We start from the raw sequence: 16,415 nt of genomic DNA on the forward strand, positions 1-16,415 counted from the left end.
GACAAAAACGGCCCTCCCCCGCATGAGCTTTGCTGGCCAGCAGCGTTCATGCGGGGGAGGGCCGTCTTTACCTCGTGACCGGGAAGATCAGGAGTTACGGGTTGGTTTTGCGTTCGTTCTCCGGGGCGTGCTCTTCGATGAACTCGTCCACTGCATCTGTGCCGTAGGCCGCGGCCTGCCGCTTGGCCGAGATTCCCTTGAGGACCTCGATGCCGATCGGAATGACGGAGACCAGGACAATGATGATGAAGATGATGTCCAGGTTGTCGCGGACCCACGGGATCCGGTCGCCCAGCAGGTAGCCAAGCAGCGTAACGCCGCCGCCCCACAGGAAGGCGCCGATCACGTTGAACAGGAAGAACTTCCGCTTGCTCATCTGGGCAACACCCACGATCACCGGAACGAAGGTCCTGATGATGGGGACAAACCGGGCCAGGATCAGCGCTTTGCCGCCGTGCTTTTCAAAGAATGCATGGGCCTTGTCCACGTTCTCACGCTTGAACAGGCGTGAATCCGGCTTGTTGAAGATCGCAGGCCCGGCCTTGGAGCCAATGAGGTAACCGGTCTGGTTTCCCACGATCGCAGACACGATGATCAGGGCGGCAAAAAGCCAGATGTTGAACTTGATGGTGTCAGTCGCAACGAGCAGCCCGGCCGTGAAGAGCAACGAGTCACCTGGAAGAAAGAACCCGATCAGCAGCCCTGTTTCAGCGAAGATGATGCCGCAGACCAGAAGCACTACCCACGGGGCCAAAGCAGGGTCAGCCAAAAAAATCTGGGGGTTAAGCCAGTCAGGCAGGAACGAGGCCAGGTGCGGTTGTACGGGCCCCGCACCCCCCAATGCGGACACGGCAAAGTCACTCATCGCAGTTAGATTCACGCTTCTAGGTTACTGGACTGATCCTGTGGACTGGCGCACCGGGCCTTCCCGGCTATCTCTTCCCCATACGGGGAGTCGTAAAGGCCGGCCCTCCTGCCACGGCTAAAGTTGAGCCGTGAGTTTGGACTTTACGGCGATCGACTTCGAGACTGCCAATGGCTTCCGCGGTTCGCCGTGCGCTGTTGGCCTCAGTAAAGTCCGCGGAGGTGTTGTGGTCGAAGAGGCGTCCTGGCTGATGCGGCCCCCGGAAAATCATGACCACTTCGATCACCACAACGTCAGGATTCATGGCATCAGGTCCCAGGATGTGGCTGGACTGCCTCGCTTTGGTGAACTTTTCCCGGAGATCGGTGCATTCATTGGCGGTGATGTCCTGGCCGCCCACAACGCGGCCTTTGACCTGGGCGTCATCCGCTCGGGGCTGGAGGTGTCCGGCCTTGCCGGTCCCGCCTACGACTACGCCTGCACTGTGATGCTGTCCCGGCGCTGTTATTCGTTGGTCTCGAACTCTTTGCCTTACGCGGCTGAAGAGGCCGGAGTACCTCTCGTCAACCACCATGATGCTGCCGAGGATGCACGGGCTTGCGCCGGAATCCTCATTGACATTGCCGCCCGCAACAGGTCCCACAGCATTGGGGAACTATACCTTTCCCTTGGTTTGGCTCTGCCGCACCAGCCTGCTTTTGATCCGCGGCGTGATGAATTGTCCAAGGCCACGCTGACGGCGCTCGCAGCCCTGGGAGCGGGGAGTGCGCCTTCCAGGCCGTTCCAGTCCGGCTGGCCCGAAGAAGGGGCCAACCCAATGCCAAATGCCGACGCCGAGCCGGGCCATCCGCTGTACGGCCAGACAGTGGTGTTTACGGGGCAGCTCACCATGGCAAGGCCGGAAGCCAAGGTGCGTTCGGCAGAATTCGGCGCGCGACCGGAGAGCCGGGTCACTGCACGGACCACGCTGTTGGTTGTGGGCGACGGCTTTGTAGCTGCAGACCTGCGCTCAGGCCGGCTTACCGGCAAAGCCAAAAGAGTCCTGGAGCTGCACGATCGGGGACAGCAGATTGAAGTGCTGTCCGAGGGGGAGTTCCTGCAAATGGTAGGCGGACACATGCCTGCGTCCTCGTTCGCCGCGTCCCGGCTTTACCCGGTTCCCGTTCACAGGGAGCAACAAATCTTTTAGCGGGGGCGGGGCTCTCCTACCCTTGCAAGATGAGCAGAGTTGAGACGCCGGAAGCCACTGCCGCGGCAGGCCATGTGCGGGGCGGTTGGCGGGCAGCGTTCGCTTTTCCCAATCCAGTCAACGAGTACGCTGCCAGGATTACGGCAGGGCTCGTGGTGGTTGTCGCGGTTGTGACATTGCTGACAGGGTTCGGCTGGGGACTGCTGGCAATCGCCGTGGGCTTCTGGCTGAGGGTACTGTTCGGCCCGCGTATCTCACCGTTGGCGTTGCTGTCCGTCAAGGTCCTTGCCCCCCGCCTTGGCCGGGTGAAGCTGGTGCCCGGTCCGCCCAAACGCTTCGCCCAGGGAATGGGGGCTGCGATGTCCACCGCTGCTGCGGTTCTGCTGGCCGCAGGAATGGCGCCGGTCGCGTGGTCGCTGCTGGCCGTCCTGATTATCGCTGCTTCTCTTGAGGCTTTCGCGGGGTTCTGCCTCGGGTGTGTGATCTTTGGTTTTCTTCAGCGCCGCGGACTGATCCCCGAAGACGTTTGCGAAGCCTGCAACAACATCCCGCTCAGGCGCCCGTAACTGTAACCAGCTGAGCTGCCATTGCGCGGATGACCTCCGGAGCCTCAAGAGCGTCCAGCCACTCAGCCGGAAGGCAGGCCTCGCCGTAGTAGGCACCCAGGATGTTCCCGGCTATTGAGCCGGTCGAATCGCTGTCGCCGGAATGGTTCACGGCCAACCGGACAGCTGCCTTGAAGTGCGCTACAGGGTCCGCGCTGCCTCCGTCAGCTGGCGCCGTTGCCAGAACCGAGTAAACCGCGACGGCGAGAGCCTCCTCGGCGACCCAGCCCTCCCCGAGCGTCTGGACCAGTTCTTCGGGGCCGAAAATGTTGCCCGGGCCACGTGAGCCGGTTCCGGCTGAAGACCGTGCCTCATCCGCGGCCTCCAAGGCCGACTCCAGTCTCTCCAAGAGCTCCTGGCACGGTTCAGGCAGTCCCCGGATGTAGGCCTCGGCGGCCTCCACCGCTTCCTGCAAGCCGTGGCCGCTCACCAGTTCATGAATAATCAGGCTGAATGCTCCCGCGGATTGGCGTGCCGAAGGATGACCGTGCGTCAGTGAAGCGGCGTCCGAGCTGAGTTTGTACACGGAATCCACAGGGATATGCGGGATCAGGCCAAAAGGAGCCGAGCGCATGACGGTTCCGCATCCCTTGGAGTCAGGATTTACAGGCCGGTAGACGGTGCCCATCTCTCCGGTTGACAGCCCGCTGAGGCAGGCGTTGCCTGGCGCCCTGCGGTGTTTGAGCACTTCATGGGTGTCCAGCCAGCGCGGCTGCGGCACGGGTGCTGACGCCGGTGCCGGAACACCTTGCGTTGCCAGCCACCGCAGATACGCCAGCCACAGGCAGGCGTTAGCGTCGGCACCTATTCCATCGTTTGCCCACTCCAGCACCTCAACAAGGCCATCTACGGTGTAAAGCGTCATTTGTGTGTCGTCCGAAAAGTGGACACCGCCGTCGAGCTCGCTGAAATCCTGAAGGCCGGCAGGCCCAAAACGCTCCCTGATCCGGTCCACCAAATCGAACTCCACTGCATAGCCCAGAGAATCTCCCAACGCCCCGCCCAGCAGGCATGCATGAATGCGGGACACGGCCGAAGGGTGCGGTCGGCGATCGGGAACTGTGCTCATACGGCAAATTTACCGGGAAATTCCAGGCAGCTTGTCCCGATGGCGGGCTTAAGCGCCCGGCGGATTGTCAGAGGCGGGTCAGCAACCACCCAGAAAGGGTTGGCAGACTGGCTCACCGTCACGGCTTCTCCGGATGAACCACAGCCACCTCTCCGGATGCACACCCATGAATCACTGTGTGTCCCACTAACCAAAGGATCGATTCATGAGCACGCTTTTGTCCGCGTCTTCCTCGGATGATGTGAAGTCACCTCCGTTCACGGCCAATGCCGGCGAGGCGGGGCCGGATCAGGTGGCACTGCCTCAGCCTGTGGTCCGCGGGCTCGTGGCCAGCTTGTCCGCAGAAGCCGTGGGGACCCTCATCCTGGTGGTGGTGGGTCTGGGCGTGCCGATCTTCAGCATCCCGGAGTCCAATCCGTTGCCGGCTTCGTTGGCTTCAGGGTTGGCTGTCACCGCTGTGATGTTTGCCTTCGGCTATATCTCGGGAGGGCATTTCAACCCGGCTGTCACTCTTGGCAACTTCCTTGCCGGACGTATCCGGCCGGTCGAGGCAGCCGCATTTGTGGGTGCCCAGTTGGTGGGAGCGCTCCTCGGCGCCCTTTCGTTTTTCAGTCTCTTGCGAAGCCTGCCGAAATTGCCCGACACAGGGGTGGTGTTCGACAGTGTAGCGGCGGGGTTCGGTGATCATTCCTACGTGGGGGCCTCCCTTGCCGGAGTGCTGTTGGTAGAAGTGCTTGGAGTCGCCCTGCTGGTTGCCGTTTACCTGGGCAGTACAGCGGGGAGGAACCCGGTCAAGGCTGCCGCCCCGTTCGCCGTCGGCCTCACCTTCGCGGTCCTTTTGCAGTTCGGTCAGGCGGTGGGAAATGTTCCTTTCAACCCCGCCAGGGCCACGGCTTTCGCCATCTTTGGTGACGGCTGGCCCGTACAGCAGCTTTGGCTGTTCTGGGTGGGGCCACTGCTGGGCGCAGCTATCACGGGGTTGGTGTTTCGGGGCTTCAGTTGGAGCCCGGACCGCGGATCCGCCGTCACTGCGGGCAACGCTGCGGACAGGGATGCGGGAGACACCAGCGACGCCGAGGACGACACCGATTTCGGGGCCGACGCCGACGCTGACGACGATTCCGACGGCGACCGCAGGGCCTCGGCTGTGAGCGCTTCGGAGAGCAGCGCTGCAAAGGACAAGGACAGCGACGACGAAGCCCGCGATTTCTTTGAAGGAAAGTCGAAAAGTAACAGCTGATCAGGACGCGCCCAGCCGCCCCGGGCGGGCCTGTCCGAAACTGTCACCCCCAGCCGATACGTTAATGGCATGCGTTTACTGCACACCTCGGACTGGCACCTGGGCCGTTCTTTCCACGGCGTTGGCATGCTCGAAGCCCAGCGGTCGTTCATCGACCAGCTCGTGGCTGTCGTCCGGGATGAGTCCGTGGACGTGGTCCTGATTGCCGGCGACGTTTACGATCGGGCTTTGCCTGGAGTGGATGTGGTGGGGCTCTTGGACGATGCTTTGGTCAGGCTGACCGGAGCCGGGGCCAAGGTGGTGCTGACCAGCGGGAACCACGACTCCGCCATACGGCTGGGATTTGCCTCGCGGCTCCTTGAGCGTGGTGGCGTGCACCTCCGAACCAGGGTTTCCGAGCTTGATCAGCCGGTCCTTTTCCCGGTGGATGATGGTGGACCGGGAGGCAGCGCCGCGGGGGACCGGCGTGGTCCTGTACTGGCCGTCTATGGCATTCCCTGGCTGGAGCCGCGGCTCGTGGCCGAACAGCTTGGAGCCAGGACGCCAAGCCACTTCGAGGTCACCAAGGCAGCTACCGAGCGGATCCGGGAGCATGTTGCACAACTGGCAGAGGAAGGACCCGTCCACACCATCGTTCTTGCTCACACCTTCGCAAGCGGCGGAATCAGCTCAGACAGCGAACGTGACTTGTCCATCGGCGGTGTCGGAGCCGTTCCCCTGGACCTCTTCGATGGTTTCAGCTACACGGCTTTAGGCCACCTGCACGGCAGGCAAACGCTCTCGCCGGCAGTGCGCTATTCCGGATCCCCGTTGGCATACTCATTTTCCGAGGCCGGGCATCGCAAGGGCGGTTGGCTCGTAGACGTCGACGCCACAGGAGTAGCGGCCGTGACGGAAGTCCTGTGGGAGGCACCGCGGACCCTCGCCGTCCTTCGTGGCAGGATCGAAGCGCTCCTGGAGTCTGAGGAATATACGTGGGCCGAGCAGGCGTTCTGCCAGATCACGCTGACGGACCCCCAACGACCTGCCCAGGCCATGGAAAAGCTGCGGACCCGGTTCCCGGACACCCTCGTCCTTGGTTTCGATCCGGAAGGAGCCGCAGCCACAGCAAAGACCAGCTACAGCAGCAGACTGTCGGAAGCGGAGGATGACCTCTCCATCTGCTGCGGCTTTTTGGAGCATGTCCGGGGACGCTCTGCGGATGATTCCGAGCGGGCCGCCCTGGCCGCTGTCCTGGACAACATCCGGCTCCAAGAGGCCTCGCGATGAGGATCCACAGACTGGAGATTTCAGCGTTCGGACCGTTCGCCGGAACACAGCATATTGATTTCGACCGGCTCGGAGCCCACGGGCTGTTCCTCCTCAACGGAGCCACCGGCGCCGGAAAAACCAGCGTCCTGGACGCCATTTGCTTCGCGCTCTACGGGGCCGTCCCCGGTGCCAGGCAGGATGGGAAACGTCTGCGCAGCGATCATGCCGAGCCTTCAGCGGAGCCTCGGGTCACGTGCGAATTCTCGGCACGCGGCAGGTACTTTGAAGTCTCCAGATGGCCTGCATGGGACAAGCCCAGCACTCGCGGAAAGAACGGGTTCACAGGCCAGCAGGCCAAGACCCTCCTCCGCGAACGGGTCGACGGCAGCTGGATCGAAAAGTCCGGCCGCAATGACGAGGCCGGTGCGGAAATTACGGAAATCCTGGGGATGGGTCGCGAGCAATTCACCAGGGTCGTCATGCTGCCACAAGGTGATTTTGCAGCCTTTCTCCGCTCCAATGCCAAAGACCGGCTGGAGCTCCTGCAGAAACTCTTCGGAACGCAACGCTTCGAAGCGGTGGAGCAGGAGCTGTTGCGCCAGGGAGCGGCTGCCCGCCTCAAGGTAGAAGCCTTGACCGGCCAGCTGGGGATGCTCCTTGGCCGCGCTGAGGCCGAGGCGGAATCGCTGAAGCTTGATCTGTCCGCTGTGCCTGACGGCTGTGATGTATTGCCTTGGCTGGCCACCACAGCCGAGGCGGCAGCTGCAGGGCTCCAAAAAACGGCAGATGCCGCGGAAGCTCTGCGCATTGACCGGGCAGAGAACCTTGAAACAGGCATTGCAAAAAATACCCGCCGGAAGAAGCTTGAAGCAGCCCAAAGGCGCCGATCAGAAGTCCGGCTGGCTGCCCCGGCCCTGGAAGCCGCCCGCCTGAAACTGGAGCTGCACCGCAAGGCCGAAGTGCTGCGTGGCCAGCTGAACGCTGTCAAGGCAGCAGAACGGCAGGAACAGGTGGCCGCGGCGTCTTTTCGGACGGCAATGGCAAACCTCCGCGATGACCGGCTGGAAGGCTGGGACGCTGCCGAAAACCAGCAGGACCCATCACGAAGCAATGTCGGCGAGTCCTTGGAGCGGTTGCGCTCTTTCTCTGCTGTGCTGAGCGAACGGCTGGCCGACGAGGACAGGTGCGCCGGGCTCCTCCAACGGAGAACCGAGCTCAGCCGGCTACGTCTGGATCTTGAGGCTCAATGCAGCGCGAATGCTGCGTCGCTGAACAACCTTCGGTCAGAATACGCTGCAGTCGCGGCTGGGATGCGCCCCCTTGAGGAGCTCGCGGGAGAAGTTCGCCTCCGCACCAAAGAAGCGGCTGCGGCAGAAGAACTCGTCGAGATCGTCGGTCGTCACAGTTCCGCTGTGGCGTCCGTTGCCCGGATCGCGGACCGGCGCCGGGAAGCCAGGGACCTTCATCACGAACTCCGTCAGGATTGGCTGGACCTGCGTGAAGCCCGGCTGGCCAACGCAGCAGCAGAACTTGCGGGCCGTCTTGCCCCTGATGAACCGTGCCCCGTCTGCGGAAGCGCCGAGCACCCCTCTCCCGCAACGTCGGGTCAGTCAGCCCTGGAGGTGGCAGCCACCGAAAAGGCAGCCCAGACGAAAACTGACGCTGCAGAGAAAGCGCTGCAGGCCATCGAGCGCGAACTGTCACTAGCGGAACAGGAACTGGCCGTACTCGCCGCACAAGGCGGTGATACGGATCCCGTGATCGCCGAACACGATGCCTTGGCGTCGCAGGAGCGTGCTGCGCTCGCCGTCCGCGCCGCTGCTGACCTCGACCGTGACCGGGACCGCCTGGAGGAGCTGGCGTTCAGCATCTCGGCCGCAGAAGAGGCGCAAGCCACAGCACTTGCCTCCATCGCCGAAACCGCTTCCGCCTTAACCGAGGTGCAGGAGCAAACTGATTCTCTTGAGGCCGCCCTCACGAATCTTCGGGGGAGCTACCCCAGCATCAACCAGCGGATCCAGGCCGTCCGCGGGACCATCGAGTTATTGGAAGACGCCAAGGCAGCCGAGAGTGAGGCAGGGAGGGCGGCTGCGCGGGTATCGGAGGTCACCGGGCAGCTTCACAAGGATCTGCCAGTCGCTGGCTTCTCCTCGGTGGAAGAAGCCCGCGCTGTCCTGTTGCCTCCACAGGATGCACAGACCCTCGAATCCCTTATCCGGGCCGGCCAGGATGAGCAGGCCAAAGTGGAGGAGCTGTTCGCCGGCGAGGATCTGATGCTCGCAGCAAGCGAAGCGGCAGCGGAGGCCTCAGTTGGCAACGAGGAGCTTGATCAGCTCCGGGAGGCTTCCCTTGCCACAGAGCATGCAGCGAGGGAAGCCGCCCTGGCTGCAGCCATGGCTTCGAAGTCGGTACGGACGCTGCGAAACATCCTTGCGGAGTACGGGGAACTGATGGAGGACTCGCGAAAACCGCGCGAACATGCAGAACTCCTGACTTCCCTGGCAGAAGCAGCCCGAGGCGGCGGTGACAACAACTATCGGATGAGCCTTAACAGCTACGTGCTGGCTGCGCGCCTGGAGCAGGTTGCCATTGCAGCCTCCGAACGGCTCGTCGGAATGAGCGACGGGCGCTATACCCTCCAACATACGGACGCCAAGGCTGCCAAGGGTGCGAAGTCAGGTCTGGGGCTGGAAGTGGTGGACGAGTGGACCGGCCAGCGAAGGGACACTGCGACCCTGTCCGGAGGTGAGTCCTTTATGGCCTCCCTCTCCCTCGCCCTGGGGCTGGCTGACGTCGTGCAGCAGGAAGCAGGAGGGATCGACATCGAAACCCTGTTCGTTGACGAAGGTTTTGGCAGCCTGGACGACGAGGCCCTGGAACAGGTTATGGACGTCCTCGAAGGGCTGCGTGACGGTGGCCGCGTGGTGGGACTGGTGAGCCACGTTGCCGAAATGAAGCAGCGCATCAACATACAACTTCAGGTGGTCAAAGGCAGGAACGGCTCCAGCCTGCACATAGCGGATACCGCAGAGGCAGCGTAGGCAGGCGTCTGGCCGGGAATTCAGGAAAGGCTCCCTGATTCAGCTACACTTGACGGGTTACCGGGTTGCGCGCATCGGGCGGAGGGACGATGCGCACTACTGAACGAGCCCGGAACCATGACTACTCCCACATCTTTTTCCCAGCCTCCACAGCATCAGGATCACCTGAGCCAGGAGCTGAAGAACGACACCCCGGCGCGCGGAAGGTTCGCGCGGTTGCCTCTCCTGGCAGGCAAAAGCTTCATTCCCCTCGGACTCTTTGCCAGGCTCCCACTGGCCATGCTGACTGTCGGGGCCTTGACCTTGGTCACCTCGGTCAGCGACTCGTACGCCATCGGCGGCACTGCAGCGGGGGCGGTCGGCATTGGTTCGGCCCTTGGTGCCCCCGTGCTCGGAGGGCTCGCCGACAGGCACGGCCAACGAATTGTCCTGCTGGCTGCATCCCTGATTAACTGCGCTGCCGTTCTGGCCTTGATTCTGGCTGCCTATCTGGCGCCTGGCAGCGGTGCTTTGGATCAGGGCATGCCGGTTCTGGTCGCGGCTTTTCTGGCAGGAGCGAGCTGCCCGCAGGTTGGGCCCTTGGCGAGAGTCCGCTGGATGGCGCTGACAGCACGCGGCAGTACCGTCAACAACGCCAAGGACCTCGACACCGCCCTCTCCTACGAGAGCACGGCCGATGAACTGACGTTCGTCCTGGGACCGGCGCTGGTTGGTGTTCTGGCGAGCCTGGTTGTGCCCTGGCTTCCCCTCGCCCTGGCTGCTGCCCTGACCATCACGCTGGTTCCGGCCTTTGCCGTACACCCCACGCATCTTGCGGTACCGAGGAGGATAAAGCCGGTCCTGAAAAAGGCGGCTGCGGACGAGCCCGCCGGGGACGAGCCCGCTGCCGACAAACCGGGGAATGACGAGCCCCGGCGTGATCAGAAGCCCGGCAAGAAGAGCGCCACCCGGTTCAGGGTTGCTGCGTCTGTGGCTCTGCCCGTGGCGGCCATGGTTTGTATGGGAACGTTCTTCGGATCCACCCAAACGGCCTTGAGCTCGTTTGCGGCAGGCTTTGCCACATCGGAGATTGCCGGACTGCTTTATGCAGTGATGGGGCTGAGCTCAGCCGCAGCGGCCTTGTCCGTGGCCTACTGGTCGCGGCGCATCAGCCTGGTCATGCGCTGGTTGGTCAGCGCCGGGCTGATGACAGGCTTTGCTTTGCTGCTCTTGGTGCCTTCCACAGCCCTGCCCATGATCCTGGTGCTGCTGATCCTGGGATTGCCGGTTGGCCCGCTCATGGTCTCGGTCTTCAGCATCGGCGGCCTGGTGGCTCCCGCGGGCAAGTTGGGGACTGTCATGACAGCACTTGCCAGCGGAATCGTCGCCGGTACTGCCCTGGGATCATCCATCGCCGGGCATCTGGCACAGGATCACGGCTATTCCACCGCATTCCTGGTCCCGGTTTGCGCTGCGGCCGTGCTGTTCCTTCTGGGGACGGCAGCCGCCGTCGTACTCCGTGCCGTGCAGAAAAGGCGGGCGGGAACCGCAGCCTAAAGGCGCAGGCGCGACTAGGCCAGCTGGGCTTCAATGCGTTCGGCGCTGGCCTTAAGGGCCGCGGCCACCTCCGCCGGGTCTTGGGAGGAGCGGATGTAAACAACAGCAATGGCGGCAGGACGGCGCCCAGGAACCCGAACGGGAACAGCAAGCGAGGACACGCCAGCGATGACCTCGTCGTGGCTTGCCGCATAACCGCGCTGCCTTGCGTCCGCGGCCTCTCGGCGGTACACCACCCCGGGGGCAAGGTCCTTCCAGTCCTGCTCGTTGAACGTTGACTGGATGGCAATTCCGGGCGCACCGGCGTTGATCGGATGGCGTGAGCCGGGGTGCTGCGCCACGGCCGCGCCGGAGTGCCTCGGTTCAACGGTTACCAAGGTGATGCAGTCCTGATGGTCCCACACCGCCACGAACGCAGTCATGGTCAGGGAATTGGCCAATTGCGTCAGCTCAGGCAAGGCCGCGGTCTGCAGATCGCGAGATACACCCCTGGCCAGCGCAGCCAGCCCGGGGCCCGGCTGCACGCGCCCGCCGTCGTCGCGCACCAGCAGTGAGTGATCCTCCAACGTCCGTAAAATCCGGTACGCAACAGAACGGTGTACCCCGAGGGCAGTGGAGAGCTCGGCAATAGTCAGGGGCCTGTCTGCCTCCGCAAGAATCTCCAGCGCCCTGATACCTCTGGACAGGGTTTGAGAAGGGGAAACCTGGGGAGCGGAATCCGGCGGGCTCTTGGCGGCAAGCGAGTTCATGTGGTCCATCCTAAGTGGCGGCAAGGGCAGGCTGCGGAACCTCTTGTGCCCGGACCCACCTTCCGGTAGCGTTCTTTTTGGGAACTGTAAGTTCAACTATAGAACAGCGCTAGGCCGAACTATAGAACAAGTCCCAGGGCGGACCAGAGGAATCATTGATGATTGCCAAGCCACCTAAAAAGGCAGAGCTTCCTCAGAAGGCAGAGCTCCCGGAAAGGGCGGGCCCGGGGAGTACTGCTGACGGACGGGGAACGCCCGGCAATCACCACTTTCGCGGGAGCCTGGGACGGTTCGCCACGGGAGTGGCAATAGTGACCTTCGACGGCGTTACCAAACGGCATGGAATTACCGTTAACTCGTTCACTTCGGTTTCGATGAACCCTCCGCTGGTGCTGGTCAGTATTGCCCGCCACACCAAGGCTCATGACGAGCTTGCCGGGCGGCCATTCACGGTGAACATCCTCGGAGCTGAACAGCGTGAGCTGGCCATGCATTTTGCCGGACGCCCGGGCAGGGAGCCCGTCTGGGTCGAAGGAAGCACGGCGCCCCGGCTCTTGAATGTTCTCGCCTACTTCGAATGCACACCGTGGGCGGCGTACGACGGCGGCGATCACACACTCTATGTCGGCCAGGTCGTTGATTTCGACTACCGGAACGGCGACGCCTTGGCATTTGCCAACAGCAACTTCACCACCATCCCCGAGAGTCAGCTGGGCATGGAAGAACTCCTCTGACTGCACGCCACGCATTCCGCACGCCTAAACGATGACTGGAGAAAGATCATGGGTATCCGCACCGGACAGCAGTACCTGGACAAGCTCAATGCCATGAGTCCCCACGTGGTGATCGACGGCGAAGTTGTCAGTGGCAAAGTCGCCGAGCACCCGGCCTTCAAAAACGTTGCACGTTCCTACGCGAAGCTTTTCGACATGCAGCATGATCCGCAGCACCAGGAGGCGCTTACGTACACCTCTCCCACGTCTGGTGATCTGGTGAACGCTTCATTCCTGGTACCGAAAACGCTAGAGGACCTCCAACGGCGGCGAAAGGCGATCTCAACCTGGGCGGAGTACTCCAACGGTTTCCTCGGCCGGTCGGGGGACTACATGAACTCCTCACTGACCGCCTTGGCCACTGCTCAGAAGTGGTTCTCCCAGGCGGATCCCAAGTTCGCCGAGAACATCCGGAACTACTACGAATGGGCACGGGAGAATGACACCCTGGCTACTCACACACTGATCCCGCCGCAAGTGAATCGATCCGTTTCAGGCTCGGAGCAGATGGGTGGGCAGTTGTCGGCCCGCATTGTGGAAGGGCGCGAAGACGGCGTCGTGATCAAAGGCGCGCGGATGCTTGCCACCATAGCGCCGATTGCCGATGAGCTCCTGGTCTTCCCGTCCACCGTCCTGCGAAATACCCCGGAGGATGCCCCGTACTCCTACGCCTTCGCCATCCCGAATGACACTCCCGGCCTGCGTTACCTTTGCCGGACGTCCCTCTACAACGGCGGCAGCACCCACGATGAACCTCTGGCTTCCCGCTACGAGGAGATGGACGCCGTCGCCGTGTTCGATGACGTTTTTGTTCCGAGCGACCGAATCTTCATGCTCGGCAACCCCCAGCTTTGCAACGCCTTCTACTCGGAAACCGGCGCGGGTGCCCTGATGACGCATCAGGTGGTCACCAGGACCATCGCCAAGAGCGAGTTCTTCCTTGGGCTGGCGTCTGAGCTCGCCGAGTCGATCGGCATCGACGGGTTCCAGCACATTCAGGAAGACATCGCAGAGCTGATTATCGACGTCGAAATCGGTAAGGCCCTGATCCGGGCCTCCGAGGCCGACGCGGAGCTTAACGACGAAGGCGTAATGCTGCCCAAGTGGAGCACGCTGAATGCCGCCCGGAACTGGTACCCGAAGATCGCCCAGCGCTTCCCACAGATCATCCGCAAGTTCTCCGCCTCGGGCCTCATGGCTCTTCCCGGTGAAGCGGATGTCAACAGCGACGCCAGGGCAGACATTGAGATGTACCTCCAGGGGAAGACCCTTACCGGACCTGAACGTGTGCGCCTGTTCAAGCTGGCCTTCGACGCATCAATATCAGGATTCTCCGGCAGGCAATCCCTCTACGAGTACTTCTTCTTTGGAGATCCGGTGCGGATGGCCGGCGCTTTGGTCAACAGCTACGATCGCGGCCCGGTCCGTGACCGCGTGCGCGAGTTCCTGCACCGGGAAGACTGACTGTGGGATTGATCACAAAAACAGGGTATCCTACTAACTAACTGACCGTTCGATCAGTAAAACGTGTCCGCAGGTACTAGCAGTGCCCCCAGCCATGGAGTTCCAATGACCGCAACTTCCTCCGTTGATTCAGAGACGGGCCCCAGCAGTAAACATGAGGAACGCAAAGTCCTCGCAGGGACGCTGGTCGGCACCACCATCGAGTGGTACGACTTCTTCATCTTTGCCCAGCTGACGGGCACTCTCTTATCACCTTTGTTTCTCACACCCCTGCAGCAGGCCAATCCCGGACTGGCGCAGATTCTCTCCTTTGCCCTCATCGGTATCAGCTTCCTCTTCCGCCCGCTCGGAGCCGTTGTTGCCGGGCACCTGGGAGACAAGCTGGGACGCAAGGCGATGCTGGTATTCACGCTGGTAATGATGGGGGCTGCCACCGCTCTGATCGGCATGCTGCCTACGTACAGCCAGATCGGCGTTTGGGCCCCGATCCTCCTCATCACCCTCCGGATCCTGCAGGGCTTCTCGGCTGGCGGTGAGTGGGGCGGAGCAGCCCTGATGGCTGTGGAACACGCACCCATGAGCAAGCGGGGTATCTTCGGCGCCTATCCCCAGATCGGTGTCCCCATCGGAATGATCCTGGCCACCGGCCTGCTGTTTTTCCTTAACAGCAGCATGTCCCGGGATGACTTCGCAGCATGGGGCTGGCGTGTTCCGTTCCTGTTGTCCATCGTGCTGATCGTGGTTGGTTACCTGATCCGGCGGGCTGTTGCGGAAAGTCCTGTTTTCCAGGAGATGGCCGCCCGCAAAGCCGAGAGCAGGGCACCACTGGGCGAGCTCCTGCGCAAACACAAGACCCCGGTTGTCTACACGACGATGATCTTTATCGCCAACAACGCGGCGGGTTACCTGCTGATTGCGTTCTTCATTTCCTACGCCACCCGTTCGCTTCAGATGCCCGCACCGCCAGTCCTCCTCGCCACCACCCTGGCATCGTTTGGCTGGCTGATCTTCACGCTGGCCGGGGGCTGGCTGTCTGACCGGATAGGCCGCGTCAAAACCTTCCTCACGGGCTACGCCATCATCTTTGCGTGGATGATCCCGATGTTCGCCCTCATTGATACCAAGGACATCGTGCTGTATGGCGTGGCACTCTTCGTCCTGACAATCGGACTGGGCCTGTCCTACGGCCCCATGTCGGCCATGTATGCCGAAATGTTCCCGGCGAATGTCCGCTACTCGGGTATCTCGATCGGTTACGCGTTCGGAGCCATCCTGGGCGGCGCCTTCGCCGCGAGTATTGCGGAGTGGCTGCTCCAGACCACCAAATGGACAGGATCCATCGGTATCTACATCATGATTCTCTGCGTCATTTCTTCCATCGGCGTGATCCTGGCCAAGGAGACCAAAGGAAACCTCCTCGGTATCAGCAGGCACTAAGTCCTCCATCTGCGGCATGCACTTGGAGCGGCAGGAATATCTAAACAGTGGACGTGGTCCCCGGTCGCTTTGCGGCCGGGGATCGTTCTTCCGCCCGAAAGCTTTCAGTGGGTTTGTGCCGGTACCTTGACGATCAAAGCGGAGATTACGTGCGGCACGGAAAAAGGCGATTAGTGGCCAACTGAGTTTTGAAGCTCTGTGGGCCGAACCGGAGGAGGAGCGCAATGAACAAGCACGGCAGGCACGCAATGGAAACGATGAAGTCGACCGATCAGGAGGAGTTCAGCCAGATCGAGGATACGGAAGCGCACTTCACGCAGCTGGGTCAGGAGATGGCGGACGAGATTGGCGAGCTGGCAACGCAGAGGACGCCGCGGGTGAACAACTGCGGGTCTTGATAGTTACTGGCATCCGCCATCAATTGAGCGGAATCGGCGGTTCTCTGCTTCCGCTGCTCGCGGTTCCGGCCCATAAGCATCCACAGCTCGGAAGACCTCGACTGGGTCGCCCAGGAACTCAACGACAGGCCACGCAAGAGACTAGAGTTCAAAAAACCGATCGAACTGATTGAAGGACTCCTGTTGCAATGACCGCCTGAGGCCGCCGACCCTTTACCGGGCGTGTTTTACAGCCCGAAGAGCATTTCTCTTGTCCCTATGGCTGTTGCATCGCCAAGCTCCGACCACTATGGACTGGGGTTTCCAAGGCGGCTTCGGGCCTCAGCCAGCAGTAGGGTGTAGTCCTCCAAGAACGGTTGAACCAGTACTGATTCCAGGGAGCATTCAATATCCCACAAGATGCGTTGTTCCGCTTGGTCAGCAAGATCAGTGTTACGGCGTTCGTTGAACCGGGCCAGCCAATCGAAGAGCACCAGTGCCTCGTCCTCGCTGAGTTTGACACTGATTTGTTCGGACTCGCTCATTCCATCCCTTCGGCCTTGCATCGTTGCACTGCCGGCTATTCTGCACGTTCGCCCCAGTGGTTCAAAAAACTCCTGTCGGGGACGGTCAATCTATCCTTGGTCGGACTCACACCGACGGGACAAAGACGGCTCTCCGTGTGCCCGTTAGCCGATCCTTCACCGGACGGCGAACTCAAGTATGGCTTGAACTCGCATCATCAGTAGGGCGCGAGCGCCGTTATGCTCGCGCTCTTCGCCGCTGCGATTGTCTGGCAGCAGTTCAACTCAGTATTCG

At 61.9% G+C, this 16,415-nt stretch carries 14 protein-coding genes; 10 read left to right on the plus strand and 4 right to left on the minus strand.

Annotation, left to right across the window (positions count from 1 at the left end; translation table 11 throughout):
- Positions 1-94 precede the first annotated feature (94 nt).
- Positions 95-865: a VTT domain-containing protein gene (locus tag RIN13_RS06740; protein WP_309106580.1), complete on the minus strand. Its 771-nt coding sequence runs from the start codon at positions 863-865 to the stop codon at positions 95-97.
- Between the two features lie 130 nt (positions 866-995).
- Here RIN13_RS06740 and RIN13_RS06745 point away from each other — a divergent pair, with 130 nt between their 5' ends.
- Entirely contained in the window at positions 996-2,054 is a 1,059-nt protein-coding gene (locus RIN13_RS06745) for an exonuclease domain-containing protein (RefSeq protein ID WP_309106560.1), read from the plus strand.
- Between the two features lie 29 nt (positions 2,055-2,083).
- Complete coding sequence (locus RIN13_RS06750) at positions 2,084-2,620, plus strand: DUF4395 domain-containing protein (RefSeq protein WP_309106561.1); 537 nt, start codon at positions 2,084-2,086, stop codon at positions 2,618-2,620.
- Here the strand turns inward: RIN13_RS06750 and RIN13_RS06755 are convergent.
- Entirely contained in the window at positions 2,607-3,728 is a 1,122-nt protein-coding gene (locus tag RIN13_RS06755) for an ADP-ribosylglycohydrolase family protein (protein WP_309106562.1), read from the minus strand. The two genes, RIN13_RS06750 and RIN13_RS06755, sit on opposite strands and share 14 nt — an antisense overlap.
- A 205-nt stretch (positions 3,729-3,933) precedes the next feature.
- Here RIN13_RS06755 and RIN13_RS06760 point away from each other — a divergent pair, with 205 nt between their 5' ends.
- The 4 genes from RIN13_RS06760 (at position 3,934) to RIN13_RS06775 (ending at position 10,796) form a co-directional block, all read left to right on the plus strand.
- Positions 3,934-4,968 (plus strand): aquaporin, encoded by a 1,035-nt coding sequence (locus RIN13_RS06760; protein WP_309106563.1) that lies wholly within the window; start codon positions 3,934-3,936, stop codon positions 4,966-4,968.
- 69 nt (positions 4,969-5,037) lie between these two features.
- Positions 5,038-6,237 (plus strand): exonuclease SbcCD subunit D, encoded by a 1,200-nt coding sequence (locus tag RIN13_RS06765; protein ID WP_309106564.1) that lies wholly within the window; start codon positions 5,038-5,040, stop codon positions 6,235-6,237.
- Positions 6,234-9,260, plus strand: coding sequence for an AAA family ATPase (locus tag RIN13_RS06770; protein WP_309106565.1), 3,027 nt, complete (start codon positions 6,234-6,236; stop codon positions 9,258-9,260). Before RIN13_RS06765 ends, RIN13_RS06770 begins: the two co-directional genes overlap by 4 nt.
- A 117-nt stretch (positions 9,261-9,377) precedes the next feature.
- Positions 9,378-10,796 carry an MFS transporter gene (locus RIN13_RS06775; protein WP_309106566.1) on the plus strand — a complete coding sequence of 473 codons (1,419 nt, stop codon included), beginning with the start codon at positions 9,378-9,380 and terminating at the stop codon, positions 10,794-10,796.
- 14 nt (positions 10,797-10,810) lie between these two features.
- On the opposite strand, the gene RIN13_RS06780 is transcribed toward RIN13_RS06775, so the two are convergent.
- A complete protein-coding gene (locus RIN13_RS06780; RefSeq protein WP_309106567.1) occupies positions 10,811-11,545 on the minus strand; it encodes an IclR family transcriptional regulator in 735 nt (244 codons plus the stop codon).
- Positions 11,546-11,703: 158 nt separating this feature from the next.
- Between RIN13_RS06780 and RIN13_RS06785 the strand changes: the two genes are divergently transcribed.
- The 4 genes from RIN13_RS06785 (at position 11,704) to RIN13_RS06800 (ending at position 15,617) form a co-directional block, all read left to right on the plus strand.
- The gene (locus RIN13_RS06785; RefSeq protein WP_309106568.1) at positions 11,704-12,279 is read left to right on the plus strand and encodes a flavin reductase family protein; all 576 of its coding nucleotides are present in this window, start codon (positions 11,704-11,706) and stop codon (positions 12,277-12,279) included.
- Positions 12,280-12,327: 48 nt separating this feature from the next.
- A complete protein-coding gene (gene hpaB / locus RIN13_RS06790) occupies positions 12,328-13,782 on the plus strand; it encodes a 4-hydroxyphenylacetate 3-monooxygenase, oxygenase component (protein ID WP_309106569.1) in 1,455 nt (484 codons plus the stop codon).
- Between the two features lie 105 nt (positions 13,783-13,887).
- Entirely contained in the window at positions 13,888-15,219 is a 1,332-nt protein-coding gene (locus tag RIN13_RS06795) for an MFS transporter (protein ID WP_309106570.1), read from the plus strand.
- A gap of 224 nt (positions 15,220-15,443) precedes the next feature.
- Entirely contained in the window at positions 15,444-15,617 is a 174-nt protein-coding gene (locus RIN13_RS06800; RefSeq protein WP_309106571.1) for a hypothetical protein, read from the plus strand.
- A gap of 287 nt (positions 15,618-15,904) precedes the next feature.
- Here RIN13_RS06800 and RIN13_RS06805 read toward each other — a convergent pair whose 3' ends face one another.
- On the minus strand, positions 15,905-16,141 hold the full coding sequence (locus RIN13_RS06805) for a hypothetical protein (protein WP_309106572.1): 237 nt from the start codon (positions 16,139-16,141) through the stop codon (positions 15,905-15,907).
- Positions 16,142-16,415: the final 274 nt, after the last annotated feature.

This window comes from Arthrobacter sp. (assembly GCF_031179985.1).
Lineage (GTDB): Bacteria > Actinomycetota > Actinomycetes > Actinomycetales > Micrococcaceae > Arthrobacter.